Genomic DNA, 2,274 nt, shown 5'->3' with positions numbered 1-2,274 from the left:
AGGGGTGCGGGTTAGAGTGGTCATGTCACAAGGGTAGTATCCCACCGTTGCCTCCTCCGAAACTGGCGTCCCGGATTCTTCAGCTCCTACCTATCCTGTACATGTGACACAAACACTCAATATCAAACTACAGTAAAGCTCCATGGGGTCTTTCCGTCCTGTCGCGGGTAACCTGCATCTTCACAGGTACTATAATTTCACCGAGTCTCTCGTTGAGACAGTGCCCAGATCGTTACGCCTTTCGTGCGGGTCGGAACTTACCCGACAAGGAATTTCGCTACCTTAGGACCGTTATAGTTACGGCCGCCGTTTACTGGGGCTTCAATTCAAAGCTTCGCTTGCGCTAACCTCTCCTCTTAACCTTCCAGCACCGGGCAGGCGTCAGCCCCTATACGTCATCTTTCGATTTTGCAGAGACCTGTGTTTTTGATAAACAGTCGCCTGGGCCTATTCACTGCGGCTGGTATTGCTACCAGCACCCCTTCTCCCGAAGTTACGGGGTCATTTTGCCGAGTTCCTTAACGAGAGTTCGCTCGCTCACCTTAGGATTCTCTCCTCAACTACCTGTGTCGGTTTGCGGTACGGGTCCTATAAATCTTGCTAGAAGCTTTTCTCGGCAGTGTGACATCAGAAACTTCGGTACTAAACTTCCCTCCCCGTTACAGCTTGTCGCATCTGTGATAAGCATTTGACTCATCAGCCGACTCACTGCTTGGGCGTACACTTCCAGTCGTACGCTTTTCTTAGCCTCCTGCGTCCCTCCATTGCTCAAACGATTTATAGAAGTACAGGAATATCAACCTGTTGTCCATCGACTACGCCTATCGGCCTCGCCTTAGGTCCCGACTAACCCTGGGAGGACGAGCCTTCCCCAGGAAACCTTAGTTATTCGGTGGACGGGATTCTCACCCGTCTTTCGCTACTCATACCGGCATTCTCACTTCTAAGCGCTCCACATGTCCTTACGGTCATGCTTCTCCGCCCTTAGAACGCTCTCCTACCACTGGACCATTAGGTCCAATCCACAGCTTCGGTAATCTGTTTAGCCCCGTTACATTTTCGGCGCAGGGTCACTCGACTAGTGAGCTATTACGCACTCTTTGAATGATGGCTGCTTCTAAGCCAACATCCTAGTTGTCTGTGCAACCCCACATCCTTTTCCACTTAACAGATATTTTGGGACCTTAGCTGGTGGTCTGGGCTGTTTCCCTTTCGACTACGGATCTTATCACTCGCAGTCTGACTCCCGGATATAAATACATGGCATTCGGAGTTTATCTGAATTCGGTAACCCGAGATGGGCCCCTAGTCCAAACAGTGCTCTACCTCCACGATTCTCACTTCCGAGGCTAGCCCTAAAGCTATTTCGGAGAGAACCAGCTATCTCCAAGTTCGATTGGAATTTCTCCGCTACCCACACCTCATCCAAGCACTTTTCAACGTGCCCTGGTTCGGTCCTCCAGTGCGTTTTACCGCACCTTCAACCTGGACATGGGTAGATCACTTGGTTTCGGGTCTACGTCCACATACTTCATGCGCCCTATTCAGACTCGCTTTCGCTACGGCTCCGACTCTTCATCTTAACCTCGCATGTAAACGTAACTCGCCGGTTCATTCTACAAAAGGCACGCCATCACCCATTAACGGGCTCTGACTACTTGTAAGCACACGGTTTCAGGTACTCTTTCACTCCCCTCCCGGGGTTCTTTTCACCTTTCCCTCACGGTACTGGTTCACTATCGGTCACTAGGTAGTATTTAGCCTTGCCAGATGGTCCTGGCGGATTCCGACGGGATTCCTCGTGTCCCGCCGTACTCAGGATGCTAGTAGAGTTCGTCAAGATGTCGCGTACAGGATTGTCACCTTCTGTGATGGGCCTTTCCAGACCACTTCTGCTATCTTGATGTCTTCTCACGTTCTAGTCCTACAACCCCAACAAGCAAGCTCGTTGGTTTGGGCTCCTCCCGTTTCGCTCGCCGCTACTCAGGGAATCGATTTTTCTTTCTCTTCCTGCAGGTAATGAGATGTTTCAGTTCCCTGCGTGTACCTCCTAATGAGCTATGTATTCACTCATTGGTAACACCCTATGAAAGGTGCTGGGTTCCCCCATTCGGAAATCTTTGGATCTTAGCTTACTTACAGCTCCCCAAAGCATATCGGTGTTAGTTCCGTCCTTCTTCGGCTCCTAGTACCAAGGCATCCACCGTGCGCCCTTATTCACTTAACCGTTGGTTAAATGTCGCATAGCGTTGCGTTTTGTTAAAAAACTCTTTT

1 rRNA gene is annotated in these 2,274 nt (G+C 50.4%); it reads right to left on the bottom strand.

Annotated features, from left to right (window positions below):
• Nucleotides 1–2,227, bottom strand: a 23S ribosomal RNA gene (locus tag ADH99_RS00010); the annotation flags it as partial.
• Between the last annotated feature and the right edge of the window lie 47 nt (nucleotides 2,228–2,274).

Source organism: Granulicatella sp. 572.rep1_STHE (genome assembly GCF_001073445.1).
Lineage (GTDB): Bacteria > Bacillota > Bacilli > Lactobacillales > Aerococcaceae > Granulicatella > Granulicatella adiacens.
The sequence above is the reverse complement of the archived record's forward strand: the minus strand, read 5'-3'. Positions and strand labels throughout refer to the sequence as shown.